Here is a 24632-nt window from a genome sequence, read left to right as displayed (position 1 = left end):
CCTAGTCCAGTGAGTGAAGTAATTAAACACGAGTGCGGCATAGCCATGCTACGCCTAAGAAAACCGTTGTCATACTTTATTGAAAAGTACGGTACTCCAACTTATGCTATCAGTAAAATGTATTTACTGATGGAGAAACAGAGAAACCGTGGTCAAGATGGTGCAGGTATCGCAAGTATCAAGTTAGGTATGAAACCTGGCAAACCATTTATTGATAGAGCAAGATCGGTAGAGTCAGACCCGATCAACGACATTTTCAAGAAAGTAGGTAAGAAATTAAACAAACTTAGTAAGGATACGGAAAAGTACCTTGACGCAGACTACCTACGTTCCAACATTCCTTTTGTTGGAGATGTCTACATGGGCCACCTTCGTTATGGTACTCATGGTAACAACACCATCAACCACTGTCACCCTTTCATGAGAAATAATAACTGGCGTTCTAGACAGTTAATTATGGCAGGTAACTTTAACATGACCAACGTAGATCAGTTATTTGATCGTTTGGTGGAGTTAGGACAGCATCCAAAAGAAAATGTGGATACTGTAACGGTGATGGAGAAAATCGGTCACTTCTTGGACCTTGAGGTACAAGACTTATTTGACAAATACAGAAAGACTGAAGATGACAACATCAAGATTTCTGAGAAGATTGAAGAAGAACTAGACTTAGGTCGTGTACTCTCTCGTTCTTGTAAAGATTTTGATGGTGGATATGCATTTATGGGTCTTACAGGCTTTGGTGGCGGTTTCGTTGCTAGAGATGTAAACGGTATCCGTCCTGCATATTACTACGCTGATGATGAAATCATTGTAGTAGCCTCTGAAAAAACGGCTATCAAAACAGCATTTAATGCTGACTACGACAAAATTCAAGAGATCAATCCAGGTCACGCTTTGATCATCGACAAACAAGCTAACTACAAAGAAGTTCAATACTTAGAACCTCAAAAGAAATTATCTTGTAGCTTCGAACGTATCTACTTCTCAAGAGGTACAGATCCTGCGATCTATAACGAGCGTAAGACTTTGGGTAAGTTGTTGATTCCAAAAGTTTTGGAAGCTATCGACTTCGATCTTAAAAATACAGTATTCTCTTACATTCCAAATACAGCAGAAACTGCTTTCTTGGGCATGATGAAAGGCTTAGACAAACATTTAGTGGCTAAGCGTTTAGAATCTATCGAGAAAGGTGTATCTGGAGAGGAGTTAGAGAAGATTTTATCTTTCCGTCCTCGTCAGGAAAAATTAGTCATCAAAGATGTGAAAGCTAGAACTTTTATTGCAGACGATGCAATGAGAGACGATATGGTGGCTCACGTTTACGATACTACTTACGAGGTAATCCGTAGAGATGTAGATACTATTGTAGTTATCGACGACTCTATTGTAAGAGGAACTACTTTGGAGAAATCGATCATCCAAATGTTAGATCGTTTGAATCCAAAACGTATTGTTGTGGTTTCTTCTGCTCCTCAAATTAGATATCCTGACTGCTACGGTATCAATATGTCTAAGATGAAAGAATTTGTTGCCTTCAGAGCGATGATCAACTTGATCAAACGTAATGGCAAGGAAGATCTTTTAGATGAGGTGTATTACCGTTGTAAATCAGCTTTAAGAAAAGAAGAACCTTTGATGGTTAACTATGTACAAGAGTTGTACGATCAGTTTACGTATGAGGAAATCTCTGATGAGATTGCCAACATCATCAAGTCACACAATATTAAAGCAGATGTGAAGGTGATCTTCCAAACGGTAGATACCTTGCACGAAGCTTGCCCTAATCATTTAGGTGATTGGTACTTTACAGGTAACTTCCCTACTGAAGGTGGTATGAAAGTGGCTAACAGAGCTTTCGTTAACTTCATGGAAGGTAAAGACGGTAGAGCTTACTAAAATTGATAATAGTGATCCTAGATCATTAATGATATTTGGCCCAGTAATAATTACTGGGCCTTTTTTATTATCTTTTGATGATAATTTAAAATCTACTCCTTTTTTAAAACATTCTGAAGAGGGAGTTATTAATACTATATGAGCAATAGAATTTTACTCCCGAGTATTCGATATGTACTTGGATTTAGAAATAGAGAGGAACGCTTAATAAAAAGAGCATTCAACGATTTTTACTACTTAGTTGAGGGACAACATCAAATAGATAACCCTGTGCAGTACAAATCTGCTTTTTGTGTGGCTTTAACGAAAACCATCATGGAATCGAATCAAATCTCTGATGATGCTGATATTGAAGAGGAGATCAATCAAAGATTCCCTACTACAGAGGAAGATAGTATTATTGAGGAAGTGGAAATCAAATTTAATGATGATGATCTTTTGTTATTGAAAATGTTCTTCATCAATAAAATTGATACTAAAAGTATTGGGCTGCGTTTAGAAAAAACGGCAGAAGAAGTAACCGATAGAGTAGAGAAATTAAATCGGATGTGGCAGCAGGACATGACTTTGGAAGAATACCTACTTCAGATAAGCAGACGAGAGCTTTTTAAATCCTTGGATCAGATGATGATCCCTATACCACAAAAAGTAACGAAAAAAGGAAGGACTGCCACAGTAGGATCAATTACTAAAGTGGACAACTCCATTGTTGCTAAGATTAAGAATTTATTTAAAAGAAATCATTAATCTTTTTCACAAAAAAAATCATCAACCCAGATTGTAATCCCTGAGTTGATGATTTTTATTTATTTACCCTCTTTATTTCTAAGTTCCACTACGTGGTCAGAAAGCTTTTTACACAATTGATGAATCTCAGCGGCCATTTTTTGATCGCCAGTAGCATTCACTATATTTTGTGCCATACCACCCATTGCATCAATGTAAAAGAATTTCAGTTCTTCGATGGTCATTTCTTTTCCCCAAAGACCGATTCTTAATGTCTCTTTCTTCTCATGATCCCAAATGTTAAGATCAAATGCTCTTGTCTCGTTAAGACCTACTTCTCCTGAATCATCTGCTTTCCAGAAAATTTTCTCTGGTACATTCTGATCATCCAATTCTACTTTTAAACGAATCTGTGATTCTTTCATTTGTTATATAATAAGTTTGGCTAAATCCTTTTGATTAATGCTGCAAAGTTGCAATTTTTGAAGGATTAATAAAATTAAATTTACAATTGATTCCCTATGCTTCACCGTTTTGTTCGAATGTCTTTCCAAAAAGATAGAATTAATGATTTCAAAAAGTTATTTCATGAGGTTCAACCTACTATTGAAAGCTTTGAGGGCTGTCAGTCAGTACAACTTTTAGAAGATGCTGATGCCCACACTAAAGTGATGACTTTTTCTATTTGGGAAGATCAAGAAGCCTTGGATCGATATAGAGATTCTGAGTTCTTTATAACTACTTGGAGAAAAACTAAAGTGTTATTTGAAGAAAAAGCAGAGGCTTTCTCAATGTTTGAAGTAAAAAAATAGGGTAGCCTTACGACTCCCCTATTTTCATTGATAGAGTTATATCAACTCACTTTACAATGTATTTTCAGTAATTACCAATTTGGTGAGTTTACTTTTAAAACTCTTCAAATTATTACCTAGATATGTATTCTCTCCAAGTTTTACATAACTTTCTGGAACAAAATAGTACTTATCTATTCGTCCATTCTTTAGTGGTTGTACATCTCTTGAATGTATGTTCCCATTAAAATCAACTTCAGCAAATTGAATCTTATCTACATTCATATTTGCATAGAAGAAAAGGATGGTATCATCAAATTGCTCCATAAACATACCTTTGCATAGAATTGTGTTTCTATCAAGTACTTGATATTTATGATAATTTTTTATCCAATTTACTTTGCCTTTATCATCAAAATTTACAAAACAAACATCACCGTAATACATTTTGAAATTGCTACTAGTGCTCGACATACCTGTATTAGGGTCGGTTGAAGTAGTTACATAAGTTTGTTCATTATACATTTCACTTGCCAAAGTAAATGAATTATTAGAATGGAAAAATAAACGTAATGGTTTTGTACGACCACTGATAAAAACATCTTTACCTTTAGAGAATTGCTTATTCAATTTCTCATCTTTACCTACAAATTTACCCGCTTTTTCTGCTGATTTAGGGTAAGCATCAGATACCATAAAATCCTTACGTTGTTTATTTGTAAAGGGAGTATGAATACTATTTAAGGTTTTAAGAGTAATTGGATCCATCATCTCAATCATAATACCTTTAATATCCTTACTCTTTGAAGTTACATCTGAATAATAACCAACTACTCCTACTTTTCCATTGTAGGGTTGTAAATAAAGGGCGTTATTATAATATTTAGTATTAGAAAACACTTTAGTAATAGCATTTCGCTTTCCATTAGAAAAGGCGTACAAAACATATTTTTCTAGTTTCTCTTTTTTCTCTTTTACCTTAGATAAGAAATAAAAAGAGCCTTCATTTGTTAGTTTAATGTTCTCCGATTTTATATTTGTCGCTTTATCTAAAGAAGACGCTAACGTTGATAAATAACCATCTTTGTTGTATTGAGGAATCTTATTAAGAATGATCCATTGTCTTTTAAAATCTCGATCCATTACTTCAACATAAACATCTGTTGATTTTGCCTTTTTCACAGAATTGTAAGAATAAATACAGAGTAGTTCCTTATTAGGCGACAACTTATAATTATATGTTCCTTGTCTGTTGTGGTTTTTATCACCCGATTGACGTGATACTAAAATAGGTTTTTCAAAACCAGAGTTATTATCATTCAAACGCATTCTATACAAATGATTGGCTGACTTTGAATGCGTAGAAAAGAATAACCAAATTTTCTCTTGTTTATCCTGATAGATAAATTCATACGTTTTATCAGGTGCCCCATTTAATGCCCCTAAGGCAATGTCCTCTAGAGAAAGTTCTTTTTTAATATTGAGATCATGATCAAAAATTTGAAGTTCTAGCTTCACTTTTGTTCCAATTCCGACAACTGGCCCAAAACCGCCAGGTAAAGCTAAGCCCACTCCTTTTCCTTTACCACTTAACACATAAATGAAATTGTCGTTTTTAGCTACGACTCCAAAACTTGTTTCAGTAAGTCCTGTTTTGGTTTTTTCTCCAAACTCAAAATCAAGATTATATTTTACTTGACCTGTGGCATTGTGATAGGTACAGAATACACCCAATAGTATTGCATAAATAAGTGTTAGTTTCATCTAATTAAATAATTGAAGATTAAAAAATAGTCATAAAAAAAAGGATACCTTAGTATCCTTTCAAATATAATAAATTTTGTATTACTCTCCGCAATATTCTGTACCTGCTTCTGGTGTTTCGAAAATGACCACTTTATAAAGTGCAGGTAAAGCAGGTTTAATTTTGTTCCAAACCCACATAGAAATCACTTCTGAGGTTGGATTCTCTAAACCTTCTACTTCATTCAAGAAGTTGTGGTCTAAAACTTTCCAAATAGGATTTACCACTTCGTCAATCTCGTTAAAATCAATGACCCATTCGTATGGCATCACTAACTCACCATCAAAGTGTAATTCCATCTTCCATGAGTGACCGTGGATTCTTCTACAAGGGTGACCTTCTGGCATGTGAGGCAAGAAATGAGCTGCCTCAAACATATAGGATTTAAATATCTTCATTGTGTTCTGGTATCAATTCTGTAAAAACAGACAAAGATAACAGAGTGCAAACGTTCTAATGGAGGATTTTAAACACCAATTCTTTAAGATTTTCGTCATCAGAAAGTGATGCTCGGATGCCTTTTGCTTTTAAATCGGCATCTTGTAGCGTTTCGATGACTTGTATCACCTTATTTTTTGGGTAATTGGTTGCTGCTTCACGATAGTCTTTGATAAAGTAAGGATTCACTCCAATCATTTTTGCTAAAGCTTGTTCATTTTGATTGAAGTTTTCATGCATTACCAACAACTTCGAGAAATAAGAGAACAATGTACCAACTACCACTACAAAAGGATTGCTTTTTGGATTGTTGTTAAAGTACATCACAATTCTGTTGGCTTTAAGCACATCTCTTTTACCTAAGGCATTTTGTAATTCGAATACGTTATAATCTCTACTTATACCAATATGTTTAGAGATTAAACCTTCAGTAATTTCAGTTTGCTCATCATAATTTAACATCAACTTTTCCATCTCATTGGATATTCTACTCAGATCATTTCCAATGTATTCTGCAATCATATTGACTGCTCTATCTTTGATTTTGAAGTTTTTGCTTTTACAATATTCCTTTACCCATCCAGGGACTTTATTATCGTATAGTTTTTTGGTATCTAATAAGACGGCATTTTTATCCACTGCTTTTTTTGCAGCACCTCTCCCATCCAGTTTCTTGTTTTTTAAACAGATAACTAATACTGTGGAAGGTACAGGATTAGATGCATATTGTGCAAACATTTCCTGACTTGGCTTTCTATTAAAATCAGGTAAGTCTTGAGCTTCTTTGACAATAATTACCTGACGCATGGCCATCATAGGAAATCTTCTAGCACTTTCTAATACTTGAACAAGGGTGGTATCCTTACCGTAAAGAATAGTTTGATTAAAACTTTTTTCGGCTTCCGTTAAAGCATTTTCTTCAACGTAATTTGCAATTTGATCGATAAAAAAGGGTTCATCTCCTTGTAATACATACAAAGGAGAAAAATTTCCTTCCTTCATTTTCTTAAGTATCGATTCGCTTGTAAAGGCCATAAAAGTTTGTAAATGTTCGTCTAAATTAAGGAGTGCAATTTATACCTATCTGCTTTGAAAAAAAAGAATTCCTAGTTCTTTATCAATAACAAATATGTATGAAGAAAAAATGTAGTGTGAAAAATTAATTTCCGGGTCTTACATTGATCCCGTATTCCAAAACTTTTTGGTTGATGGTACTTCCTACTACATTATATCCAGATGGAAAATCCGGGTTAAATACACTCACAACATAAATTTGAACTCCATTACTGCTTCCTTCAGTATAGGAATTCACTATTGGAGGATTGTCCACTTGTCTTTCAAATCTATCGATCCAATTATCAATGGCCTGTTGTTTTTCTTCGGGTGTTTCTCCTTCTAAATTATCCACAAAGATGGGATTATATTCACAAGTTGGATTTCCATAAAAAGGATTATCTATTAAAGTACCATCACCTAATCGAACAAGTGAATCGGATACATGATTACAATAAGGGTTACCCACCAATTCAGGCTCGTCTGAACGCAACACATAATAACTCCTATTCAATTTTGAATAATCCAAATGTACCAAACCAATATTTTGTGCATAATAAGCTGTTCTTAATTCAAAATTTTCTTGAGAATCATCACTTATATTAATTTCTTTAATAGTGGCCACCCTATCGAATTGTTTATCATCAAATCTATAAAAACGTCCCACAGACTCTACCTCATATCGAATATCAACTCCACTAGGTGTTTCACTTCCTTGGTTATTAAAAGCATTCTGATTCCATTTTAATCGATCATACAAAGGATTAACCAATTTTATGTAAGGCACACCATTCTCGTATCTTATCACTTGATTATCTCTGTAGGTTACTGACCAAATTGAATCTAAAGCCCATTCAGTGTTCACATCAGGTCTCTTATATCTTTCTAATCGGTAATTCATATGACCTAAACCATCATCAAAAGGCTTATCAATTCTTTCCATTAATTGAATCGTACTTTGGTTAATAATACCATTAGGATTATCAGCAGTGCCATAGTTTAAATCTACACTATCGATTTGATAAGAAATGTACCATCCTTCTTGAATAGGATAATATAACTCAGCATCAGAAAAAGATGGAGGAACTGTATTTGTTTGACAAGAAAAACAACATAAAGTCCCAATACATAAGGTGAGTAATCTATATATTTTTGAGGTCATATAAACGTATTTGCTTTGCAAATGAATTCTCGAAAAGTGATTTATCTATATAAATATAAAAAATGTTGTTTACTTATTTTCCTTCTTCTGAGTTTTTCATCAAAATAAAAAAAGAGCACCCGGATAAAGGTGCTCTTAAACGTTCAAGTTTGGGACTTAAACTGGATACTTCTGATAAAGTATATTTTTATATCACTATTAGATAAATGGATTCTTCTCTCTGTGATCGCTCAATTTTTTGAAACCTTCTTCCAATTGAACTAAATCCTTTTCTTCCTCAGTGTTCGACTCTGGAGTTTCTGATAATGGAACATTTTGCGGGATAAAGTCTCCAAAACCATCCTTGTCTGCACCAGGCTTAGATAAATCGTATGGCCAACGATAAACAATTGGCAATGCACCCGGCCAGTTACCGTGACCTGGCTTTCTTGGAGTCGTCCACTCTAATGTAGTAGAGTTCCAAGGGTTCTCAGATGCGTGACGTCCTTTGAACATACTCCAGAAGAAGTTAAATACAAAGATGAACTGACCAGCAACTGTTACCATTGCAGCAATTGAGATAAATGTATTTAAGTCTGTGAATGTAGAGAATGCATCAAAGTTTGTGAATGAGTAGTATCTTCTTGGGAAACCTGCAATACCAATGTAGTGCATTGGGAAGAAAACTAAGTAAGCACCTAAGAATGTCAACCAGAAGTGAACATAACCTAAAGCTGAGTTCATCATTCTACCGAACATTTTAGGATACCAATGGTACACACCTGCCATCATACCAAAGAATGATGCAGAACCCATTACTAAGTGGAAGTGGGCTACTACGAAGTAAGTATCGTGTAATTGGATATCCAATGCAGAGTTACCTAATATAATACCAGTAACACCACCTGAGATAAACAATGATACTAGACCAATTGAGAATAACATTGCAGGAGTAAATACGATATTACCCTTGAATAATGTTGTGATGTAGTTAAAGGCTTTTACAGCTGATGGTACGGCAATAATCAATGTTAGTAACATGAATACTGTACCTAGGAATGGGTTCATACCCGATACGAACATGTGGTGTGCCCATACAATAAATGACAGGAAGGCAATACCCAACATAGAACCGATCATGGCTTTGTAACCGAAGATTGGCTTTCTTGAGTTCGTAGAGATAACTTCTGATGTTAGACCTAAAGCTGGAAGTAATACGATGTATACCTCAGGGTGACCTAAGAACCAGAATAAGTGTTGGAACAAGATTGGGCTACCACCTGAATTTGATAATAACTCACCTTGAATAAAGATATCAGATAAGTAGAATGAAGTTCCGAAAGAACGGTCAAACACTAATAATAAAGCTGCTGCAAAAAGAACTGGGAATGATAACACACCAATGATGGCTGTGATAAAGAATGCCCAGATTGTCAAAGGCAATTTACCGAATGACATACCTACAGTTCTTAAGTTGATTACTGTAGAGATATAGTTGATAGAACCTAATAGTGAAGAAGCAATGAAGAAAACCATTGACACTAACCATAAAGTCATACCTAAACCAGAACCAGATACCGCTTGTGGTAATGCTGATAATGGAGGATAGATTACCCAACCACCTGATGCAGGACCTGTTGAGATGAACAACGAAGCCAACATGATTACAGAAGCTAATGCAAATAACCAGTACGACAACATGTTCATGAAACCTGAAGCCATATCTCTTGCCCCAATCTGTAATGGAATAAGGAAGTTAGAGAAAGTACCACTTAAGCCTGCTGTTAATACAAAGAATACCATGATGGTTCCGTGCATCGTTACTGCTGCTAAGTAGAATGTAGTATCCATTTTACCACCTTCTGTAATCCAATCACCTAGTAATGGTCTTAACCACTCTAAGTCAGCTTCTGGGAAACCTAATTGAATACGGAATAATAGAGACAAACCACCACCGATGATTGCCCATAGGATACCTGAAATTAAATATTGTTTGGCGATTACTTTGTGATCGTAAGAAAATACGTAATTCGTCCAAAAGTTGCCATGATGATGATCATCGTGGTGATCGTCATGACCTACTGCATTATTTTCTACGTCTAATACTACGCTTGCCATAGTTATATAACTTTAAAAATTTTTCGTTTCTGAATTAGTTTGCTTGAGCTACTGAGTTCTTTTCGGCTTTTTTAGCTTCCCAAACAGCCATGTAGTCAGGGTTTTTCTCTAACCACGATTTTTGTTTTTGTAACCAAGCATCGTACTCCTCTTGAGTCACTACTTTTACAATCTTTCTCATACCAAAGTGACCAGAACCACAAACCTCTGTACAAGCTAACTCATAGTTAAACTTAGGGTTTCCAGTTTTCTGACGCATCTCCTCAGTAGTAATTGTAGGAGTAAATTTAAATCTTGTAGGCATACCAGGTACAGCATCCATTTTCACTCTAAAGTGAGGAAGGAATACTGAGTGAATCACATCAATTGCTCTGATCTTTAGCTCTACCTCTTTATTTACTGGAAAATAAAGTTCACGAGCCATAAAATCATCTGTAGCATTCACATCGTCAAAGTCCACTCCCATTGAGTTTGTGTTGTCAATGTTGGCTACATCATATTTACCAAGTTTCAAGTCTTTACCAGGGTAACGAATTTCCCATGCGAATTGCTTACCCATCAATTCGATTTGTACTGCATCGTCTTGTGCTGGTGCTGTAATATCAGACCATGCTCTCCATCCGAAGAATACTAATGTTGCCATTACAACTGCTGGAACAATTGTCCATGCAATCTCTAACTTATCGTTATCAGGGTAGAAATCTGCCGTTCTTTTTTCAGAATGTTGATAAAAGAATGGGAATGTAAACAACAATACGTGAGTTAAGGCAAAAGCCAAGAATACAACTCCTAATGTAGTGTTGAATAAGAAATCAGTTTCCTTACCGTGAATCGATGCTGCTTCTGGCAAAAAGTATTGTGCAGCGTCGTTATAAGACCAATAGATACCTATAAATCCTAATACGAGTAACACTGGAAATAATGCAGCATTAATTTTGTTACTTGATGATACTTTCTTCTTATCTTCTTTAGCTATCCCTACTAAAGTGATAATTCGATAAACCAAAGCTAAAACAGCTATGATAAGTATCGCTCCTGTGGCAAATAATAGAGCCGTTGTCATACTTTCTAAATAGTGTGTAGTTCGTGATATACTTTACATAGTGACATTTTGATCACCAAAATTGTTTTTATGTGAAGTTTAGTTCCATAAAATTCCCTCAAATATATTAAAGAAATTTGTTATTGATGATATTTATCATACTTTTTTAATGACTTTAAATGATATTTTTTATAAGTGATTTGAATTTCAAGGTTTTAAAATCAAAAAAGACCACTTATTACTAAGTGATCTTCATTATCAAAATATGATTTCTATAGATTTTCAAAGGGATATTGAAACCTATTAATATTCTACACGTACAACCTCAATCCCTGCTTTTCTTAGCAAATCTAAACCGGATGTGTCTCTATATTCTCGTTTATAATAGAACTTCTTGATACCTGCTTGCACTATTAATTTAGCACAACCAAAACAACAACTATCAGTACAATAAATAGATGCTCCTTCTGTGGAATATGTAGACTTCGCCGCTTTTGTTATAGCATTGGCCTCAGCATGCAATACTTCTTCTTTGGTTTTAAGTACTACATTCTTATCTCCAGTAGTTTCATCAATGGTCTCTAACTCAAACTCACAGGCATTTTCAAAACCTTTTGGAGTTCCATTATACCCCATTGAAATAATATTACCGTCTTTAACGATAATTGCTCCTACTTTTAAACGAACGCATCGGCTTAGCTCACCAATGGATTCGGCACATCGCATAAAAGCGATATCAAATTCTTCGGCTCTTGTCATTGTTTAAAAAATTAGATGTGAAAAAAGCCCACAACCGAAGCTGTGAGCTTTTCATTTATTTCATTAACTGAAATTATCTACTCAAGTAAAGGTTTCTTCTAGAGTAAATATCTAGGAAGAACTCGTCTTTTAATGAATCGATGAAGTAAATTGCTTCACCTGTAGATTTCATTTCAGGTCCTAATTGCTTGTCAACGTTAGGGAATTTCTCGAAAGAGAATACTGGAATCTTGATCGCATAACCTTTTTTCACTGGTTTGAAATCAAAATCCGTCACTTTCTTGTCACCCAACATCACTTTAGTGGCATAGTTCACGTAAGGCTCTTGGTATGCTTTACAGATGAATGGAACTGTACGAGATGCACGAGGGTTCGCCTCAATGATGTACACTTTATCATCTTTAATTGCAAACTGAATGTTCAGTAAACCTTTTGTCTTCAATGCTACTGCAATACGCTTAGTGTAATCTTTGATTTGCTCAATTACTAAATCACCTAAGTTGTATGGAGGTAGAACTGCGTAAGAGTCACCTGAGTGAATACCTGCTGGCTCGATGTGCTGCATGATACCTACGATGTATACATTCTCACCGTCACAGATTGCATCTGCTTCCGCTTCGATTGCACCATCTAAGTAGTGATCAAGAAGAACTTTGTTACCAGGGATATCACGAAGTGTTTCCACAACATGTTGCTCTAACTCTTCCTCGTTGATTACAATCTTCATTTTCTGACCACCTAATACATAAGAAGGTCTTACTAGAAGAGGGAATCCTAAGTCTTCCGCTTTCTCTAATGCTTCATCAGCAGTTTCGATTACGTCGAATTTAGGGTAAGGAATGTTGTTCTCTTTCAACAATGTTGAGAAGCTACCTCTATCTTCAGCCAAATCAAGTGCTTCGTAAGAAGTACCTAAGATCTTGATACCATATCTAGTCAATTTCTCAGCAATCTTCAAGGCAGTTTGACCACCCAATTGAACGATTACACCTTCTGGTTTTTCATGAAGGATAATTTCGTAGATATGTTCCCAGAATACTGGCTCGAAGTATAATTTATCTGCAATATCAGGGTCAGTTGATACTGTTTCTGGGTTACAGTTGATCATGATTGTCTCATAACCTGCTTCTTTTGAAGCTAATACACCGTGAACACAGCAGTAATCAAACTCGATACCTTGACCAATACGGTTAGGACCTGCACCTAATACTACAACTTTCTTTTTCTTCGAAGTTGGTGATTCATTTTCACCATCAAACGTAGAGTAGAAATATGGAGTTTTTGCTTCAAACTCAGCTGCACAAGTATCTACAAGTTTCCACTGACGTTTGATATCAAATTCTTTGTAACGCTTATCGAATACTTCTGATTCTAAACATCCCAATAAGTGGGCAATCTGACGGTCGCCAAATCCTTTTTGTTTTGCTTCAAGAAGTAAATCTTTGCTGATCTCTTCTAATGTTGTTTCTTGAATTCTCTTCTCCACCAACACTAGATCTAAGATCTGACGTAAGAACCACTTATCAATTTTAGTAATCTTACGCACTGTTCTCATGGCGATACCCAATTTCATGGCATCCCAAATTCTGAACAATCTATCCCATGATGGGTGCTCCAATCCATGAAGGATTTCTTCTTGGTTCGTTACCTCTTTACCGTCAGAACCAATACCATTACGCTTGATCTCTAGAGACTGACACGCTTTTTGAATCGCTTCTTGGAAAGTACGTCCGATACCCATAACCTCACCTACTGCCTTCATTTGAAGACCTAGTTCACGGTTAGCACCTTTAAATTTATCAAAGTTCCAACGAGGGATCTTAACAATTACATAGTCCAATGCAGGTTCGAAGAACGCTGAAGTTGTACCAGTAATTGGGTTTTTCAATTCGTCTAAGTTATAACCGATAGCCAACTTAGCTGCAATCTTAGCGATTGGGTAACCTGTTGCTTTCGAGGCTAAAGCTGATGAACGAGATACACGAGGGTTAATCTCGATACCAATAATTTCATCATCGTTAGGAGAAACTGAGAACTGTACGTTACATCCACCTGCAAACATACCGATACCGTTCATCATCTTGATCGCAAGATCTCTCATTCTTTGATAAACTGTATCTGGAAGCGTTTGTGCTGGAGCAACTGTGATCGAGTCACCTGTATGAACACCCATTGGGTCAAAGTTTTCGATCGAACAGATAATGATTACATTACCTAAGTCGTCTCTCAACAATTCCAATTCGTATTCTTTCCAACCTAAAATAGATTGCTCGATAAGCACTTCGTGTACTGGAGACATCTCCAAACCTCTTTTTAATGCTTTCTCGAATTCGTCTGGTGAATTTACAAATCCACCACCTGAACCACCAAGGGTAAATGATGGACGGATAACTAGTGGGAATCCAATTTCTTGAGCAATCTCTTTACCTTGAAGGAAAGATTTTGCAGTACGTCCTTTACACACACTTACGCCAAGCTCAAGCATTTTCTGACGGAACAACTCACGGTCTTCTGTAGTTTGGATGGCATCGATATCTACACCGATGATCTCTACACCGTAGTCTTCCCAAATACCTGCTTCTTGACAATCAATCGCTAAATTAAGTGCTGTCTGACCACCCATTGTTGGTAGTACAGCATCTATATCATGCTTTTCAAGAATTTCAATGATGGATTTTTTCTCTAGAGGGCGAAGATAGACGTTGTCCGCTGTTACAGGGTCCGTCATAATCGTCGCTGGATTCGAATTAATCAAGGTTACTTCGATACCTTCTTCTCGTAGGGAACGAGATGCTTGAGTTCCTGAGTAATCAAACTCGCAGGCTTGTCCAATTACGATTGGTCCACTCCCGATGATAAGTACCGATTTAATGTGATTCTTCTTAGGCATTTTGCTATTCTTTAAAAAACATGTCTTAACACTCGGGATGCAAAACTAACCTTATTTATAGAAATTACATCATAAAAAATGGATAAAATCACCAAAAAGTAATTAAAGTAAAAATATCTATAGTTTATTAAAAACTTCGTCTATATTTGTATTTTTTCCAAAATCTACCTTTATGCTAACAAAACGAATAATTCCCTGTTTGGACATCAAAGACGGTAAAACTGTGAAAGGTGTCAACTTTGTAGAATTAAGAGATGCAGGGGATCCTGTAGAGCTAGCACAGATCTATTCTGATCAAGGAGCAGACGAGTTAGTCTTTCTTGATATTACTGCTACAGTCGAAAAAAGAAAAACATTAATTGAGTTAGTTCAGAAAGTAGCTGCACAAGTAAATATTCCATTTACTGTGGGTGGTGGTATTTCTACAGTTGAAGACGTCTCTGCTTTGTTAAATGCTGGTGCGGACAAAGTTTCCATCAACTCTTCTGCCGTAAAGAGACCTGAATTAATTAATGAATTAAGTAATGAATTTGGTGCACAATGTATTGTTGTTGCAGTAGACACTCGTTATGTCGATGGCGAACATATTGTACACGTTAGAGGTGGTAGAACTCCTACTGAATTAAGAACTATTCCTTGGGTACATGAATGCCAAGAAAGAGGAGCAGGAGAAATTCTTTTAACTTCTATGGATCATGATGGAACCAAAGCAGGTTTTGCCATAGAATTAACAAAGGAAATATCGACAAGTTTAAATATTCCTGTGATTGCATCAGGTGGTGCGGGCTTAGAAGAGCATTTTATTGATTTGTTCTCTCAGAATGCCGCTGATGCTGCTTTGGCTGCTAGTATCTTTCACTTTAAGGAGATCAGTATTCCTGACCTAAAGCAACATTTAAGAGAAAATGATGTCGAGGTAAGAATTACTCATTAATTTACAGGGCGATGAACATTCATTCACGAAATTTGTTAATATCAAATTAGATCTTGATTGTTCATTTAACAATTTTGTTTTATTATTGCATCCACAAAAAGAACAAACTTTTGATGAATTTAGGTTTATTAATTGTATATCAAGCACTTAGAATGAACTTCTGCTTTTAAGTTTCGTATATTTGTTTGTATTACTTTTCAATACCTCTATCATACATAAAGAATAATAACACTAACCATGTATATTGAAGTTTTAAAATCGAAAATCCACAGAGTAAAGGTTACTCAAGCCGAATTAAATTATGTAGGCAGTATTACAGTGGATGAGGATTTAATGGAAGCAGCCGACATAATTGAAGGCGAAAAAGTTCAGATCGTTAATAACAACAACGGCGAACGCTTCGAAACTTATGTAATTACAGGAGAAAGAGGTAGCGGAATCATTTGTTTAAATGGTGCTGCAGCTCGTAAAGTTCAGGTGGGTGATGTCCTTATTTTAATTTCTTATGCACTTATGAAGCAAAAGAAAGCTAAGGAATACAAACCAAAATTGGTCTTCCCTAATGATGATAATAAACTAGAGGATTAATCCTTTTTACATAAAATTTTATTTTTGCCAACTTGATTTTTTTATGATTAAGTTGGCAAATTTATTTTATATTGAAGAAATTTTTTAAAAAACCTTTCAATTCTTCAGTATACTTTAAGAAAGGGCATTATCGTAATGAAATTAAAAGAAATTCTTAAATATATCTTCTCCTTCTTTTTAGCCGGTGCGTTACTTTGGTATGTACTTAAAGGACAAGACTTAGGAGATATAAAACACACTATCTTAAATTCACATTGGCAATGGCTTTTTGTCTCAGCTAGCTTTGCCTTATTTAGTCATTATATTAGAGGCTTAAGATGGGGTTTAATGTTGAAGCCACTAAATTTAAAAACTAGTCCATCGAACTTATTTATGGCTACAATGAGTGGCTACGCTGGAAATACTGTACTACCTAGATTTGGAGAATTCTTCCGCTGTGGTATTCTACAAAAATTATCTGGAATTCCTGCAAAAACTTCTTTTGGTGCTGTTCTGATCGAAAGAGCTGTTGATATGATTGTCTTTATAGTTCTATTCGGCATTGCATTTCTAAGTCAGTTTGATAGACTTTATGAAATGGTCACCCCTCATATTGATGCTCAGGGTGAGGCAATGGAAAGACGGTTTCTCCTACTTGGCTTTTTAGCATTTGGTTTAATTGTTACTTGTGTTCTACTCTACTTAGTTAGAGAACGCTTGATGAAAACCCCTTTATTCAGAAAGATTCAAACCATGTTTATGGGAGTTTATGATGGTATGCGTGCTGTCTTAAAACTCGAGCGTAAAGAATTCTACATATACATTGCCTATACAGCTTTGATCTGGGTAAGCTACTTTTTTATGTCTTACGTTGTATTCTTTGTTTTAGATGACACATCCCATTTATCAATAGGTGTAGGTTTTGTAATGATGATGATGAGTGGTCTTGGAATGGTTATCCCAACTCCTGGAGGAACAGGTTCCGTTCACTTTTTCGCTACTCAAACACTCATTGCCTACGGAATTGCAGAAGCAGAAGCATCATCATATGCTTTAATTATGCACACCTCACAAACCATTTTAGTTTTAGTTGTTGGTGGAATCAGTACGCTTATCGCAAATCATAAAGAAGGACATTCACAAGAAGAACATATCAATCAGGAAGATGCACTCAAAAAATAAAATCGTTTCTTTAGAAGAAGCAGTTCGTATCAGAAAAGAATGGAAGGCAGCTGGAGAAAAAGTGGTCTTCACTAACGGATGCTTCGATATTGTACATTTAGGTCACGTAGACTACCTTGAACAAGCTCGTTTAAAAGGAAGTAAGATGATCTTGGGTCTGAACACAGATGCTTCTGTAAAAAGATTAAAAGGTGAAGAAAGACCGATCAACAACGAATATGCAAGAGCAAGACTACTCGCGGCTTTCGAATTTATTGATATGGTCATCTTATTTGGTGATGACACACCTCTTGATCTTATCTCGACCTTATTACCTGATGTTCTTGTTAAAGGAGCTGATTATACAATAGATAATATTGTTGGTGCAAAAGAAGTGATGGAAAATGGAGGAAGTGTAGAAACCATTACTCTTGTTGAAGGATTTTCTACTTCATCGATTATTGAGAAAATTAGACAACATGGTCTATAAAATGATATTACAGTAAAAAAAAGCAGTGAATTTAGATTCACTGCTTTTTTTATTAGTTGCCTTCTAGCTGATTCACTAAAAGTACGTATTGTGATTCTGCGTCATCAGCAGACATTCCTTTGATCTTATCCCAAGCATCCCATTTGGCATTTCCTTTAAAGTCAAAACCGCCAGGTCTTTCTGTGTTTACATCACCTTCAGTTGCTTGTTTGAAAAAAGCATATAGCTTTAACAAATCATCGTTCGAAGGTCTTTCTGGTAAATTGTTTACTCTCGTTTGTGCGTCTTTAAATGCTTCAGAAGCCATATAAATAGATATTAGTTAAGGTGTAAATAATATATTAAATAGAATCGCGCATCCACAATTCTGTTCTTCCAAATAATTTGATTCCAACATATCCTCTCATCTTTAAAACATTCGGTCCAGCACTTTGAATAGAACCACTATACGTTTTTCCTGAATCAGGATCATACACTTCACCATCCTCCCAAGTACCTTTTCCTTTGTACTCAAAATTTGAGAGAATAATCATGTTTTCTAATAAAACTTCTCTTTTTGAAGTATCGGGGTTAAGCTTGTCAATTCTTGGACCTCCATCCTCTTCTTTGTCTCTCAACATCCAAACAATTTTACCTTGAGCTTTACCAGTATCATCGATACTAATTTCTACTTTGGCATCCTTTAATCCAGTGAGCCAAACACCTTCAATATTTTTTTGTTGATTATCAGACATAATTTTGATTTTAGAATTTCCATTTCTATTTCGCAATGAAAGTAGCAAATTAAATCCATATTATAAAAACAATCATTCACTTAAAAAGAAAGGAGATCAAAAATCATGTTTTCAAATTACTTGATACTAACCTTGGGTTGATTAAAATATTTTTAATGAATTCAGGTTAAAAGAAAAGCACTTACCAAAAAATGATAAGTGCTTAAGTAATTGTTCCAATTATAAACTCTACTAAATTATCGGAACATGGAAAACTGTTTTTATGATTTTATACTTACATCAATATTAAATCGACTTTAAGGTATATGTGTAAGTACCTTTAGCTGGATCTAAAATCAATGTAATTTTGTAATTACCTGCTGTTACTTGAAGGTTTCCTCCACCTTCTGATAACTGTCCATCAGCATCACCTTCTCCAAGGTTATAATCCCAATTACCATTGGCTCTAAACTTCATTTCACCATCAGTCAAAGTAGTTTCTACTGACCAAGATGAAGTTGCAGGATCTAATGTCAAATCAGTATCAACATCCCAGCTACCAGTTGCGTCTCCTACGATACCCCAGCTCATTGGCACCAATGAGTAAGTTAAGTCGTCGATATTAACTGTAACAGTATATTGATTAGGCTCACCTACAGGAATGTCTCCACCTTCAGGATCTAAAGTACCCTCTGTAGCACCCATACCATAATTGGTAGCATCCCAACCTTTCATTGTTGAAACTTTAAAGTTACCACCAATAATGCTTCCTTCTTCTTCCGCTGACATCCAAATAATGTTAGTGTAATTACCAGGGTTTTCATCATCATGACTAATCACATCGGCATCATTATGATTCCATCCGTTAAAGTTACCCGCTAACCATAATGTTGGCTGGTAACCCATGTAAGGGATCACATCAAAAGTTGTCATTGAAGACGATAATCTTGGGCTGTTATCGTGCCCTTCTCCGATATAAGATTCCACTCTTAGTGAAACTCTTACTTCTTTCACATCGCTTGGATCAGTTACACCAGTAATTGTATTTACTGTTTTACTGATTTCTTTTTCCAATAAAACCGATGATGTTGCACTTGCAGTTGCCACCGTAATGATCTCCTCATTCTCGAATCCTTCGACTGAGGTAACTACATTGTATTTGTACTCTGTAGATTTACCATAATCTGCAGATGACCATTCTAAAGTTGTAAACTCATTTTCTTGAGTCTCTTCTGTAAACTCATAAAGTTTATCTTCTGGTCCTTGTGTAATTTCAGGACCTACCCATGTATCACTACCTCCAATCTGAGTAAGTTCATCATTTGTTGAACAAGAGAAGATACTTGCAGCTAAAACTGTTAAGGCTAAAAATCTTTTCATAACTATATATTTTTTATAGGATTTACCGATTTAATCGATCCTATTAATAACCAGGGTTTTGATTTAAATTAGGGTTAGCGCCAATTTCCGATGCTGGAATCGGGTACAATTCGTATCTCGAATCTACATTACTGATACCGTTAGGAGTTGAAGTATTCGTTCCTTTGAATGGCCATGCAGTAACATGCTCACTCTTAGTAAATGAGTTGAATCTTCTTAAGTCCTGACGTCTGTGACCTTCCCAGTACAATTCTCTAGCTCTTTCTTCCAAAATGTTTTTCAATGTCATATCTGGAGTTTGACCTTGACGGTTAGCTCTTGCCCAAAGTTTAGTAAACACTTGTTTATCGTGTTCTCCATATTTTCTGACTTTAATTTCAGCTTGCATCAACATAGCATCAGCTACTCTAAATACAGGGAAGTTAACTTCAGCAAAAGTTGCATCACCTGGGTTGCCAAATGAATCTACGTTTCTGAATTTCATTACAGGAACACCTTGACTGAATTCATAGAAATTAGTTACTTCAGGAGTATGTCCTTCACCATAGAAGAATAAATCTCTTTCATCAGAAACATTGTCGAAGTATTTATCAAGAGATACTAAAGCACGGTTACCACCCCAACCAGGTGCACCCATGTAATCTCTATCCATTCCACCACCTGTTGCTGCGTTAATTAGGTAAGTCATACCACCCCAAGTACGTGTTTGGTTACCGAAGTAGTTGATGGAAAAAATCACTTCATTACCTTCTTCGTAGTTATCCATTAAGAATAAAGATTGGTAAGCACTTACGCTATTCTTTTTGCTTTCTGACAATGAATATCTATTTAATACTTGCTCTACATATGTCTCTGCTTTATCTAAATAATCGCCTGGTAATAAAGCCGCATCTAAATAAACTGGAGCATTAAGATAAACTTTAGTCAATAGCATGTATGCTACACCTACGTTTGCTTGACCAAACATGCTTTCACCTGTTTCTACCAAGTGCTGTTCGTTATCTTTATTGATAATCGACTCTAATTCTGAAGTAATGTACTTAAATAACTCATCACCATTATGCTTAGCTCCCCAAGGTGAAGGAAGATCTGCACCCACAGAGTTTTCTTCAGTTACTTTTGGAACACCATTACCATAAAGGTCTAGTGCATGCCAGTAAGAATATGCTCTCAAGAAACGAGCTTCTGCAATCTGACGAGACAAATCGAATTCAGCACCTGCACAATCTCTGATGAATTGATTGGCAATTGAGATTTGATAAATAACTCTGTAATACAAAGCCTCGTTCAATGTATTTGTAGAAGACCATGACATGGTTGACATATCAGGTTGCCCGGGGTCACCCCAACAGTTTAATGCTTCATCAGTTGGTAACTCTTGCGCTTCCCAGTATCTTCTTAAATATTGAGATGCTCCTTCGTCAATACCACCTAAGTCACCATCACCATCAGGTCCCTGCTGTCCTGTTACTGCATAACCAGCATATAACTTAGCTAAACCTTGGTTATAATCTTCAACTGTTTGATACACATTATCTTTTGTCGATACGTTTGGATCGATAGGTGTAGTATCTAATTGGTGCAGACAAGATGTGAAAGCTGTAGTCGCTACCACTGAAACTGCTGCAATATATTTTTTAAATGAATTGAATTTCATCTTAATTTCTTGTTATTGGTGATTAAAAGTTCACGTTAAAACCAATCATGTAAGTTGTTGGTCTTGGGTACATATTGTTGTCAATACCACCTTGAATCTCAGGGTCAATACCTTTATAGTTAGAGAATACACAAGGGTTATTTACTGTACCAAATACTCTCAAGTTAGATTTACCTTTCAAGAAGTTATTGAAGTTATAACCAATCATGATGTTATCTATTCTCAAGAAGTTAGCATCTTGAACATAGTAATCTGAGTGTAACTGTCTTGTTTGGAAACCTGTATTGTAGATATCAGTAGTCACGTTATTCGTATTGTTGTTTGCTGATACATACAATTGATCGTAAGCTGAGTTGTTCGAATCTACGTTATTGTATACTTGAGCTCCGAACTGAGCACGACCTGCTAAACTAAACTCCCAGTTTTTGTAGCTTAAACGAGTTGTGAAACCAAAGTACAAGTTCGCCATTGGATCACCTGCGATGTACTTATCTTTTTCATCAATTACACCATCACCGTTTCTATCAACATAAGCACCTTCGATTGGCTTACCTGCATCATCATAAATTTGCTCGTACACAAGGAAAGAATAAGGAGCATAACCTACTCTGTGGATTTGAACTGTTTCACCAGTACCCCCAGCGATACCTCCTACTTTCACACCTTCGTAACTCGGGTCATCAACTGTAGTTAATTTTGTAATCTTAGAGTCGTTCCATGTCACGTTCACACCAAAGTCCCAGTGGAAATCTTGTCTTTGAATGATCTTAGTATTCAATGATAATTCTACACCTTTGTTCTCCATTGAACCTACGTTCGTTAACAACATGTTTGTTAAGTTCGAGCCACCTGGAACAGGAATAACGTTTAATAGATCGTTAGTTACTCTGTAGTAAGCCTCAGCAGAACCTGTTACACGATCATTAAAGAAACCAAAGTCAACACCAGCGTTATATGTTACTGTCTCTTCCCATTTGATGTTCTCGTCATATCCACCTGGACGGGTTGTGTTAATGTACTCCCATTGTCCTGTATTAGGGTTATAGAAACCATATTTAGAGTTGTCATCACCAATTGTGTATGTCGGCATATATGGGAAGTTACCCTGCCCAATATCTTGCTGACCAGTCACACCAACACCTGCTCTTAGTTTCAAATCAGAAACAAAATTCGCCGATTGCATCCATGGCTCTTCGTTAATTTTCCAAGCCAAAGCTAATGAAGGGAAAGTACCCCATCTGTTGTTTTGTGAGAAACGAGACGTACCATCTTGACGTACTGTAACAGTCGCCATGTACTTGTTATTAAAAGTATAGTTTGCTCTACCAAAGAATGACATTAAATAGTACTCTGTTGCCCATAATCTCATAGGATTATCAATATTTCCGTAAACGTTGTTTTCGTAAGTACTACCTTCTTCGTAGAAATGTTGCCAAGAGTAACCACCCATCACATCAAATTTATGCTTACCAATTTCTTTATTGTATTGCGCATAAACATCTAATAATTCGTTTCTCTTGTCTTGAGTATAATCAGAAACATATCCACCTTTATCATCACTTCCTGCAGGTCCGTTATTTTCGTTCCAAGATGTTTCAACACCTTCATAAATACCACCTTTTGAAGATGAGTAATCATAACCTGCATTCACTTTAAATGTCAAGTCTTCAAATCCATGAACTTTATAATCTACTTGCGCATTACCAATACTTCTATTTACTGTTGAAGTATTAGAGTTTTGGTTAATCATTGCCATCGGGTTAGATGGAGCGTTTACTGATCTTCCAGATAATGGATCATCTGAGTTTGTCCAAGTATGGTATCCACCATAATGCTCGAATCTTGAATCATAAACTGATTGTGTTGGATCATAAGCTACTGCACTACCAATTGCATCTGTATTACCAAATTTGTTGTTTACAAACATCCCTTTAACAGAAGCATTTACAGATAAATGATCATCTAAGAATTTAGGGGACAAGTTTAAGTTTAAAGTAGTACGATCCATTGATGAACCTTCTAAAGTACCGTTATCAAGTGTATAACCAACTGATGCACGGTATGGTAACCATCCTTTCACGTTACCAGAAACACCAACGTTATGGTCAGTTGAAACTGATGTCTTGAACACTTCATTTTGCCAGTTTGTGTTAGCATCACCTAACAAATGCTCACCTGGTCTACCCGACATAATGTCTCTGTATTGATCCGCAGATAAAACATCAATTTGATCATTCAAAGTATTGATTGATACTGATCCGTTATAATTTACATTGATAGAAGAATCGTTTTGCGAACCTTTCTTAGTTGTAATAATGATTACACCATTTGATGCTCTTGAACCATAAATTGCTGTTGCCGATGCATCTTTCAATACTGTCATTGATTCGATATCAGCAGGGTTAATAGCATTCAATGGGTTTCTCATACCAGATACACCATCGTTATCTACAGGCACACCATCAATTACAATCAAAGGATCATTTGATGCTGACAGAGATGAACCACCACGAATACGGATTGTTGAACCCGAACCTGGAGCACCACCACCTGTTGTAATCTGTACACCGGCTACTTTACCTTGTAATAAGCCTTGAGGTGAGTTAATTGCACCTTTGTTAAAGTTGTCTGCTGTAACTGCTTCAACTGAACCTGTGGCATCCTTTTTTGTAGTACTACCATAACCGATAACTAACACTTCTTCAAGTTGTTCAGCATCGACTTCCATATTGATATTGAAGTTAATTGTAGTTCCAATTTCTACGCTCTTCTTCGCATAACCAATATAACTAAACTCTAATGTTTCATCCTGATCTTCTAGTCCAAGAGTGAATTCTCCATCAAAGTCAGTTGTAGTACCTCTAGCAGTCCCTTGAATAATTACTGCAACACCCGGTAAAGGTTGCCCTGTCTCATCGACTACAGTACCTTTTACGGTCTTGGATTGTGCGAAAACACCGTTCCCTACAAAAAGTAAGGACGCAAAGAACAGTGCACAAACGAAGAGTCTGTTTGTGATTAGTAAATTTTTAATCATAATAGGTCTATAAAATTAGTGTGTACTTATCC

21 protein-coding genes are annotated in these 24632 nt (G+C 35.9%); 7 read left to right on the top strand and 14 right to left on the bottom strand.

Annotation, left to right across the window (positions count from 1 at the left end; all coding sequences use genetic code 11):
• The first annotated feature begins 9 nt into the window (after window positions 1-9).
• Both KMW28_RS07935 and KMW28_RS07930 read left to right on the top strand, forming a co-directional pair.
• Window positions 10-1899 (top strand): amidophosphoribosyltransferase, encoded by a 1890-nt coding sequence (locus KMW28_RS07935; RefSeq protein ID WP_169664682.1) that lies wholly within the window; start codon window positions 10-12, stop codon window positions 1897-1899.
• A gap of 138 nt (window positions 1900-2037) precedes the next feature.
• On the top strand, window positions 2038-2646 hold the full coding sequence (locus tag KMW28_RS07930; RefSeq protein ID WP_169664683.1) for a hypothetical protein: 609 nt from the start codon (window positions 2038-2040) through the stop codon (window positions 2644-2646).
• A gap of 59 nt (window positions 2647-2705) precedes the next feature.
• Here the strand turns inward: KMW28_RS07930 and gldC are convergent, their stop codons facing one another.
• Window positions 2706-3050 (bottom strand): gliding motility protein GldC, encoded by a 345-nt coding sequence (gene gldC, locus KMW28_RS07925; RefSeq protein WP_066208541.1) that lies wholly within the window; start codon window positions 3048-3050, stop codon window positions 2706-2708.
• A gap of 96 nt (window positions 3051-3146) precedes the next feature.
• On the opposite strand from gldC, the gene KMW28_RS07920 reads away from it, so the two are divergent.
• Window positions 3147-3437, top strand: a complete 291-nt coding sequence (locus tag KMW28_RS07920; protein ID WP_169664684.1) for a putative quinol monooxygenase — start codon at window positions 3147-3149, stop codon at window positions 3435-3437.
• 51 nt (window positions 3438-3488) lie between these two features.
• Here KMW28_RS07920 and KMW28_RS07915 read toward each other — a convergent pair whose 3' ends face one another.
• From KMW28_RS07915 to carB, 8 genes are all read right to left on the bottom strand, one after another.
• Window positions 3489-5180 (bottom strand): hypothetical protein, encoded by a 1692-nt coding sequence (locus KMW28_RS07915; protein WP_169664685.1) that lies wholly within the window; start codon window positions 5178-5180, stop codon window positions 3489-3491.
• An 81-nt stretch (window positions 5181-5261) separates the two neighbouring features.
• The gene (gene queD, locus KMW28_RS07910; protein ID WP_066208547.1) at window positions 5262-5618 is read right to left on the bottom strand and encodes a 6-carboxytetrahydropterin synthase QueD; all 357 of its coding nucleotides are present in this window, start codon (window positions 5616-5618) and stop codon (window positions 5262-5264) included.
• Between the two features lie 55 nt (window positions 5619-5673).
• Window positions 5674-6693, bottom strand: coding sequence for a DNA polymerase III subunit delta (gene holA, locus KMW28_RS07905; protein ID WP_169664686.1), 1020 nt, complete (start codon window positions 6691-6693; stop codon window positions 5674-5676).
• Between the two features lie 124 nt (window positions 6694-6817).
• On the bottom strand, window positions 6818-7873 hold the full coding sequence (locus KMW28_RS07900; protein WP_169664687.1) for a hypothetical protein: 1056 nt from the start codon (window positions 7871-7873) through the stop codon (window positions 6818-6820).
• A 198-nt stretch (window positions 7874-8071) separates the two neighbouring features.
• The gene (locus KMW28_RS07895) at window positions 8072-9970 is read right to left on the bottom strand and encodes a cytochrome c oxidase subunit I (protein WP_066208551.1); all 1899 of its coding nucleotides are present in this window, start codon (window positions 9968-9970) and stop codon (window positions 8072-8074) included.
• Window positions 9971-10004: 34 nt separating this feature from the next.
• The gene (locus tag KMW28_RS07890; RefSeq protein ID WP_066208553.1) at window positions 10005-11033 is read right to left on the bottom strand and encodes a cytochrome c oxidase subunit II; all 1029 of its coding nucleotides are present in this window, start codon (window positions 11031-11033) and stop codon (window positions 10005-10007) included.
• Window positions 11034-11315: 282 nt separating this feature from the next.
• Window positions 11316-11771 carry a deoxycytidylate deaminase gene (locus KMW28_RS07885; RefSeq protein WP_169664688.1) on the bottom strand — a complete coding sequence of 152 codons (456 nt, stop codon included), beginning with the start codon at window positions 11769-11771 and terminating at the stop codon, window positions 11316-11318.
• 73 nt (window positions 11772-11844) lie between these two features.
• Window positions 11845-14661 (bottom strand): carbamoyl-phosphate synthase large subunit, encoded by a 2817-nt coding sequence (gene carB / locus KMW28_RS07880; protein WP_169664689.1) that lies wholly within the window; start codon window positions 14659-14661, stop codon window positions 11845-11847.
• Window positions 14662-14833: 172 nt separating this feature from the next.
• Between carB and hisF the strand changes: the two genes are divergently transcribed.
• The 4 genes from hisF (at window position 14834) to rfaE2 (ending at window position 17813) form a co-directional block, all read left to right on the top strand.
• The gene (gene hisF, locus KMW28_RS07875; RefSeq protein ID WP_066208561.1) at window positions 14834-15595 is read left to right on the top strand and encodes an imidazole glycerol phosphate synthase subunit HisF; all 762 of its coding nucleotides are present in this window, start codon (window positions 14834-14836) and stop codon (window positions 15593-15595) included.
• A gap of 237 nt (window positions 15596-15832) precedes the next feature.
• Entirely contained in the window at window positions 15833-16183 is a 351-nt protein-coding gene (panD, locus tag KMW28_RS07870) for an aspartate 1-decarboxylase (protein ID WP_066208563.1), read from the top strand.
• A 135-nt stretch (window positions 16184-16318) separates the two neighbouring features.
• The gene (locus KMW28_RS07865; RefSeq protein ID WP_066208565.1) at window positions 16319-17344 is read left to right on the top strand and encodes a lysylphosphatidylglycerol synthase transmembrane domain-containing protein; all 1026 of its coding nucleotides are present in this window, start codon (window positions 16319-16321) and stop codon (window positions 17342-17344) included.
• Complete coding sequence (gene rfaE2, locus KMW28_RS07860; RefSeq protein ID WP_169664690.1) at window positions 17328-17813, top strand: D-glycero-beta-D-manno-heptose 1-phosphate adenylyltransferase; 486 nt, start codon at window positions 17328-17330, stop codon at window positions 17811-17813. The genes KMW28_RS07865 and rfaE2 overlap by 17 nt, the downstream gene beginning before the upstream one ends.
• A 52-nt stretch (window positions 17814-17865) precedes the next feature.
• On the opposite strand, the gene KMW28_RS07855 is transcribed toward rfaE2, so the two are convergent.
• The 5 genes from KMW28_RS07855 to KMW28_RS07835 all read right to left on the bottom strand — a co-directional run bounded on the left by KMW28_RS07855 (window position 17866) and on the right by KMW28_RS07835 (window position 24600).
• A complete protein-coding gene (locus tag KMW28_RS07855; protein WP_066208568.1) occupies window positions 17866-18120 on the bottom strand; it encodes an acyl-CoA-binding protein in 255 nt (84 codons plus the stop codon).
• A gap of 34 nt (window positions 18121-18154) precedes the next feature.
• Complete coding sequence (locus KMW28_RS07850) at window positions 18155-18547, bottom strand: DUF2147 domain-containing protein (protein ID WP_169664691.1); 393 nt, start codon at window positions 18545-18547, stop codon at window positions 18155-18157.
• Between the two features lie 285 nt (window positions 18548-18832).
• Window positions 18833-19906 (bottom strand): SusF/SusE family outer membrane protein, encoded by a 1074-nt coding sequence (locus tag KMW28_RS07845; RefSeq protein ID WP_169664692.1) that lies wholly within the window; start codon window positions 19904-19906, stop codon window positions 18833-18835.
• Between the two features lie 43 nt (window positions 19907-19949).
• Window positions 19950-21563: a RagB/SusD family nutrient uptake outer membrane protein gene (locus KMW28_RS07840; protein WP_169664693.1), complete on the bottom strand. Its 1614-nt coding sequence runs from the start codon at window positions 21561-21563 to the stop codon at window positions 19950-19952.
• Between the two features lie 22 nt (window positions 21564-21585).
• The gene (locus tag KMW28_RS07835; protein ID WP_169664694.1) at window positions 21586-24600 is read right to left on the bottom strand and encodes a SusC/RagA family TonB-linked outer membrane protein; all 3015 of its coding nucleotides are present in this window, start codon (window positions 24598-24600) and stop codon (window positions 21586-21588) included.
• Between the last annotated feature and the right edge of the window lie 32 nt (window positions 24601-24632).

The sequence above is a fragment of the Flammeovirga yaeyamensis genome (assembly GCF_018736045.1).
In the GTDB taxonomy this organism is placed as follows: Bacteria; Bacteroidota; Bacteroidia; order Cytophagales; family Flammeovirgaceae; genus Flammeovirga; species Flammeovirga yaeyamensis.
The sequence above is the reverse complement of the archived record's forward strand: the minus strand, read 5'-3'. Positions and strand labels throughout refer to the sequence as shown.

Excerpts from the sequence above, each read along its gene's own strand:
- panD (WP_066208563.1), top strand. The coding sequence starts at position 15,833 with ATGTATATTGAAGTTTTAAAATCGAAAATCCACAGAGTAAAGGTTACT.
- KMW28_RS07855 (WP_066208568.1), bottom strand. The coding sequence starts at position 18,120 with ATGGCTTCTGAAGCATTTAAAGACGCACAAACGAGAGTAAACAATTTA.
- KMW28_RS07920 (WP_169664684.1), top strand. The coding sequence starts at position 3,147 with ATGCTTCACCGTTTTGTTCGAATGTCTTTCCAAAAAGATAGAATTAAT.
- KMW28_RS07895 (WP_066208551.1), bottom strand. The coding sequence starts at position 9,970 with ATGGCAAGCGTAGTATTAGACGTAGAAAATAATGCAGTAGGTCATGAC.
- KMW28_RS07890 (WP_066208553.1), bottom strand. The coding sequence starts at position 11,033 with ATGACAACGGCTCTATTATTTGCCACAGGAGCGATACTTATCATAGCT.
- gldC (WP_066208541.1), bottom strand. The coding sequence starts at position 3,050 with ATGAAAGAATCACAGATTCGTTTAAAAGTAGAATTGGATGATCAGAAT.
- KMW28_RS07845 (WP_169664692.1), bottom strand. The coding sequence starts at position 19,906 with ATGAAAAGATTTTTAGCCTTAACAGTTTTAGCTGCAAGTATCTTCTCT.
- KMW28_RS07835 (WP_169664694.1), bottom strand. The coding sequence starts at position 24,600 with ATGATTAAAAATTTACTAATCACAAACAGACTCTTCGTTTGTGCACTG.
- KMW28_RS07915 (WP_169664685.1), bottom strand. The coding sequence starts at position 5,180 with ATGAAACTAACACTTATTTATGCAATACTATTGGGTGTATTCTGTACC.
- KMW28_RS07885 (WP_169664688.1), bottom strand. The coding sequence starts at position 11,771 with ATGACAAGAGCCGAAGAATTTGATATCGCTTTTATGCGATGTGCCGAA.
- hisF (WP_066208561.1), top strand. The coding sequence starts at position 14,834 with ATGCTAACAAAACGAATAATTCCCTGTTTGGACATCAAAGACGGTAAA.
- rfaE2 (WP_169664690.1), top strand. The coding sequence starts at position 17,328 with ATGCACTCAAAAAATAAAATCGTTTCTTTAGAAGAAGCAGTTCGTATC.
- queD (WP_066208547.1), bottom strand. The coding sequence starts at position 5,618 with ATGAAGATATTTAAATCCTATATGTTTGAGGCAGCTCATTTCTTGCCT.
- KMW28_RS07930 (WP_169664683.1), top strand. The coding sequence starts at position 2,038 with ATGAGCAATAGAATTTTACTCCCGAGTATTCGATATGTACTTGGATTT.
- KMW28_RS07840 (WP_169664693.1), bottom strand. The coding sequence starts at position 21,563 with ATGAAATTCAATTCATTTAAAAAATATATTGCAGCAGTTTCAGTGGTA.
- holA (WP_169664686.1), bottom strand. The coding sequence starts at position 6,693 with ATGGCCTTTACAAGCGAATCGATACTTAAGAAAATGAAGGAAGGAAAT.
- KMW28_RS07850 (WP_169664691.1), bottom strand. The coding sequence starts at position 18,547 with ATGTCTGATAATCAACAAAAAAATATTGAAGGTGTTTGGCTCACTGGA.
- KMW28_RS07900 (WP_169664687.1), bottom strand. The coding sequence starts at position 7,873 with ATGACCTCAAAAATATATAGATTACTCACCTTATGTATTGGGACTTTA.
- carB (WP_169664689.1), bottom strand. The coding sequence starts at position 14,661 with ATGCCTAAGAAGAATCACATTAAATCGGTACTTATCATCGGGAGTGGA.
- KMW28_RS07865 (WP_066208565.1), top strand. The coding sequence starts at position 16,319 with ATGAAATTAAAAGAAATTCTTAAATATATCTTCTCCTTCTTTTTAGCC.